Here is a 5,641-nt window from a genome sequence, read left to right on the forward strand (position 1 = left end):
CCACACGGCATGAAACCGCATGACGTGGCGGCTTTCCTTCGACGGGGTTAAGTATCAACCCGGCATTCGATGTAATGCGAAGGTCGCACGGGGCACTCCCGGACGACACCCGCCGTCGGAATCGCCCGACGGCGGCCATCCCAAGACGATGCCCTTATATGTACGAGGGCATTCGGATGGAATGCAACAGACAACACACGGGATTGCCCGACCGTTCAACTCGGTCGGCACTCGTGGAGCAGATCGACGCCGTTCGACCCGGGTCGGCCGAGTCGAGTTCGACGGGTTTATACCCGTTAGTCGCGTTCGATCTAATCCGAAGAAATGGGGATCCCGCCCCTGCGGTACGCCGTACAGATGGGATCCGACGTTAGCCTTGGTAGTTCGGTGTCACCCGATCGCTCGGTGGACGCCGAACTCGGACCATGCAATGAGACACATTTTGGTGACCAATCTCTTTACGAGATTGTTCCCGCCACCCCCTCATCTCTGATGAGGGAACATTCCGGTTGATCCTGCCGGAGGACATTGCTATTGGGATTCGATTTAGCCATGCTAGTCGCACGAGTTTAGACTCGTGGCAGATAGCTCAGTAACACGTGGCCAAGCTACCCTTCAGACCAGAATAACCTCGGGAAACTGAGGCTAAGACTGGATACGGTATGCACGCTGGAATGCAGCATACTCCAAACGTTCCGACGCTGAAGGATGCGGCTGCGGCCGATTAGGTAGACGGTGGGGTAACGGCCCACCGTGCCAATAATTGGTACGGGTGATGAGAGTCAGAGCCCGGAGACGGAATCTGAGACAAGATTCCGGGCCCTACGGGGCGCAGCAGGCGCGAAACCTTTACACTGCACGCAAGTGCGATAGGGGAATCCCAAGTGCGAGGGCATACTAGCCCTCGCTTTTGTTGACTGTAAGGAGGTCAACGAATAAGAGCTGGGCAAGACCGGTGCCAGCCGCCGCGGTAATACCGGCAGCTCGAGTGATGTCCAATATTATTGGGCCTAAAGCGTCCGTAGCTGGCCAGCCAAGTTCGTCGGGAAATCCACCTGCCCAACAGGTGGGCGTCCGGCGAAAACTGTCTGGCTTGGAACCGGAAGGCTCAGAGGGTACGTCCGGGGTAGGAGTGAAATCCCGTAATCCCGGACGGACCACCGATGGCGAAAGCACTCTGAGAAGACGGATTCGACAGTGAGGGACGAAAGCTAGGGTCTCGAACCGGATTAGATACCCGGGTAGTCCTAGCTGTAAACGATGCTCGTTAGGTGTGGCACCCACTACGAGTGGGTGCTGTGCCGTAGGGAAGCCGCTAAACGAGCCGCCTGGGAAGTACGTCCGCAAGGATGAAACTTAAAGGAATTGGCGGGGGAGCACTACAACCGGAGGAGCCTGCGGTTTAATTGGACTCAACGCCGGACATCTCACCAGCCCCGACATCGGTAATGACAGTCATGTTAACGACATCCGCTACGAGCCGATGAGAGGAGGTGCATGGCCGCCGTCAGCTCGTACCGTGAGGCGTCCTGTTAAGTCAGGCAACGAGCGAGACCCACGTTCCTAATTGCCAGCACCGGCTCCGGCCGGGTGGGTACATTAGGAAGACTGCCGCTGCTAAAGCGGAGGAAGGAATGGGCAACGGTAGGTCAGTATGCCCCGAATGGGCTGGGCAACACGCGGGCTACAATGGTCAGGACAATGGGTTCCTACGCCGAGAGGCGACGGTAATCTCAGAAACCTGGTCGTAGTTCGGATTGTGGACTGAAACTCGTCCACATGAAGCTGGATTCGGTAGTAATCGCGTTTCAGAAGAGCGCGGTGAATACGTCCCTGCTCCTTGCACACACCGCCCGTCAAAGCACCCGAGTGAGGTCCGGATGAGGCCACATTACTGTGGTCGAATCTGGGCTTCGCAAGGGGGCTTAAGTCGTAACAAGGTAGCCGTAGGGGAATCTGCGGCTGGATCACCTCCTACAGATCGAGATCTGTCCCACTTCGGGACAGACTCACCGTTCATACTCATGGCAGTCCGACGCTGACTTCGTCAGTGCGATTCCACTCGGCCCCGCAGTGCGATCGGGCACCTTCGAACTACCAAGGCTAACATCTCGCGACTCCGGGAGTTTCTCGGAGTTGGGCTCATAGCTCAGCGGCAGAGTGCCTCCTTTGCAAGGAGGATGCCGTGGGTTCGAATCCCACTGAGTCCATGTCTGCGCATCCGCGAACCGTGCCCCTTATACGGGTGACGGCATTCGGGTGTAATACGCAGAAGAAACCGATGCACCGTCCCGCGTAAGCGTGGATGGGAAGGGTAGAACACACCGACGTACCACCTCGGTGTGTGATGATATCGTGTGTACGTGCAATCCAGGCGTCCACTGGACCCAGTACGTTAGAGACCATCGTGGTCTCACCGGGTACAGTGAACATACATTCGAGACACATTCGTGTCTCGATCTTCGAGACAGTCTTAGACTGTCTCAACCATGAGACGACTTAGTCGTCTCAATCAACTGGCTACTGTGCCAGCTGGTGAATGGCTCGGCTCGAGTGCCGATGAAGGACGTGCCAAGCTGCGAAAAGCCTATGGGAGCCGCATGGAGGCTAAGAACATAGGATCTCCGAATGGGAATCCCTCTCAACAATTGCCTTGCGCAATAGGGAACGTCGGGAATTGAAACATCTCAGTACCGACAGGAAAAGAACGCAACTGCGATGTCGTTAGTAACGGCGAGTAAACACGACACAGTCCAAACCGAAGCCCTCACGGGCAATGTGGTGTACGGACTGACACTCATCGACGGAACCTTTCTGAGAAGTCTTCTGGAACGGAGCGTGATACAGGGTGACAACCCCGTATCAGAAGGAAGTACGTCGTGCGTCAGATCCAGAGTAGCGTGGGTCGGATATCCCTCGTGAAAATTCCCCGGGCATCCCCCGGGAAGACTAAACACTCCTCGAGACCGATAGCGAACAAGTAGCGTGAGCGAACGCTGAAAAGCACTCCACAAAGGATCGTGCAATAGGGCCTGAAATCAGTTGGCGATAGAACGACGTGGTATACAAGGTCTCTGTCTTAATGACCGACGCGCGAGCGTCCAGTAAGACGACAGAGAAGCCGATATTGCGTCGTACGTTTTGAAAAACGAACCAGGGAGTGTATCTCCACGGCGAGTCTAATCCGCGAATCGGAGTAGACGTAGCGAAAGCGACATGGCCGCAGTGCTTTGCACCAGGGCCGCCGTCTTTTTAGGGCGGGGAGTCGCGGGGATACGACCCGAAACCGAGTGATCTACGCATGGGCAGGGTGAAGCGTGCCGAAAGGCACGTGGAGGCCCGTTAGAGTTGGTGTCTTACAATACCCTCTCGTGACCTATGTGTAGGGGTGAAAGGCCCATCGAACTCGGCAACAGCTGGTTCCGACCGAAACATGTCGAAGCATGACCTCATCCGAGATAGTTCGTGAGGTAGAGCGACCGATTAAGAATCCCGCCTCCGAGAGGAGTCGGCTTCTTTGTCAAACTCCGAACTTACGAACGTTGTAGACGATGGGAGTCCGGTGTGCGGGGTAAGCTTGTGCACCGTAAGGGAGACAACCCAGAGCTGGGTTAAGGACCCAAAATATGGATTAAGTGCGATCGAAGGTGGTCTCGAGCCCTAAACAGCCGGGAGGTGAGCTTAGAAGCAGCAACCCTCTAAGAAAAGCGTAACAGCTTACCGGCCGAGGTTCGAGGCGCCCAAAATGATCGGGGCTCAAATCCATTTCCGAGACCCAGCAGCACCCCACCAGGGGTGACCACGTAGGTCGGCGTTCTGATCGGGTGGAAGCTCGGGCGAGAGCTCGCGTGGACCGTTCAGAAACGAAAATCCTGGTCACAGTAGCAGCTATAGTCGGGTGAGAACCTCGACGGCCTTACGAGCAAGGGTTCCTCAGCACTGTCAATCAGCTGAGGGTTAGTCGGTCCTAAGTCCATCCGTAATTCGAAATGGACAACAGGGAAACTGGTTAATATTCCAGTACCATCACCACTCAACGCTGACGCCTTAGGAAACACCGAGCCGGGCAGTCGCCCGGTCGAATCGGGGAACTTCGTGGAAGCCGTAATGGCACGAACCGAACGAATCCCGAGACAGCGCAAGTCGGTGGTACCTAGGGCCCGTGAAAAAGCAAGCGTGATGTCCGTACCGAGATCCGACACAGGTGCTCTGGCAGCGAAAGCCAAGGTCTGTCGGGATAACCGGCGTTAGGGAATTCGGCAAGTTAGTCCCGTACGTTCGCAAGAAGGGATGCCTGCCCCGGAATGGGGCAGGTTGCAATATCTCGGAAGCTCCGACTGTCTAATAACAACACAGGTGACTGCAAATCCGCAAGGACTCGTACAGTCACTGAATCCTGCCCAGTGCGGGTATCTGAACACCTCGTACAAGAGGACGAAGGACCCGTCAACGGCGGGGGTAACTATGACCCTCTTAAGGTAGCGTAGTACCTTGTCGCTTCAGTAGCGACTTGCATGAATGGATCAACGAGAGCTTCACTGTCCCAACGCTGGACCCGGTGAACTGTACGTTCCAGTGCGGAGTCTGGAGACCCCCAAGGGGAAGCGAAGACCCTATAGAGCTTTACTGCAGGCTGTCGCTGAGACGTGGTCGCCATTGTGCAGCATAGGTAGGAGTCATTACAGAGGTACCCGCGCCAGCGGGCCACCCAGACATCATTGAAATACTACCCGATGGTGACTGCGACTCTCACTCCGGGAGGAGGACACCGGTAGCCGGGCAGTTTGACTGGGGCGGTACGCGCTCGAAAAGATATCGAGCGCGCCCCAAGATTTCCTCACTCGGGTCGGAGACCCGAGGAAGAGCGCAAGAGCATACGGAAGTCTGACAGTGACATTCCCAACGAGTGTCGCTGACGCGAAAGCGTGGTCTAGCGAACCTACGAGGCCCATTGATGGGGCCCGTAGATGACAGAAAAGCTACCTTAGGGATAACAGAGTCGTCACTCGCAAGAGCACATATCGACCGAGTGGCTTGCTACCTCGATGTCGGTTCCCTCCATCCTGCCCGTGCAGAAGCGGGCAAGGGTGAGGTTGTTCGCCTATTAAAGGAGGTCGTGAGCTGGGTTTAGACCGTCGTGAGACAGGTCGGCTGCTATCTATTGGGGGTGTTACGGTATTTGACGTGAACGATCGTATAGTACGAGAGGAACTACGATTGGACGCCACTGGTGTATCGGTTGTCCGTCAGGGCAGTTGCCGAGTAACTACGCGTCACGGGGTAAGAGCTGAACGCATCTAAGCTCGAAACCCACATGAAAAAGAAATACCACAGAGGTCACTCGTAGAAGACGAGTTCGATAGACTCGGGGTGTGCGCACCGAGGCAACGAGGTGTTGAGCCCACGAGAACTAACAGACCAAGCCATAATCATACTGCACTGACCCATCGTATTGGGTCCAGGCGCTTACTGGATTGCACGAAACACACGAGAAGTACATATGTCGTACTGACCGATCTTGGTATTGCAGTGGTTCGATTCCACTGATCGGCGTTACGGCGGCCATAGCGACGAGGTTCCACCCGTACCCATCCCGAACACGGAAGTTAAGCTCGTCTGCGTTCTGTGCAGTACTGGAGTG

At 55.8% G+C, this 5,641-nt stretch carries 1 tRNA gene and 3 rRNA genes; all 4 read left to right on the forward strand.

The features are described from left to right. Positions 1 to 502 precede the first annotated feature (502 nt). Positions 503 to 1,976, forward strand: a 16S ribosomal RNA gene (locus tag NO877_RS19615). A gap of 162 nt (positions 1,977 to 2,138) precedes the next feature. Continuing rightward, a tRNA-Ala gene (locus tag NO877_RS19620) sits at positions 2,139 to 2,210 on the forward strand. Positions 2,211 to 2,511: 301 nt separating this feature from the next. Continuing rightward, a 23S ribosomal RNA gene (locus NO877_RS19625) occupies positions 2,512 to 5,432 on the forward strand. Between the two features lie 122 nt (positions 5,433 to 5,554). Beyond that, a 5S ribosomal RNA gene (gene rrf / locus NO877_RS19630) occupies positions 5,555 to 5,641 on the forward strand; the annotation flags it as partial.

Source organism: Halohasta litorea, assembly GCF_024494645.1.
GTDB classification, from domain to species: domain Archaea; phylum Halobacteriota; class Halobacteria; order Halobacteriales; family Haloferacaceae; genus Halohasta; species Halohasta litorea.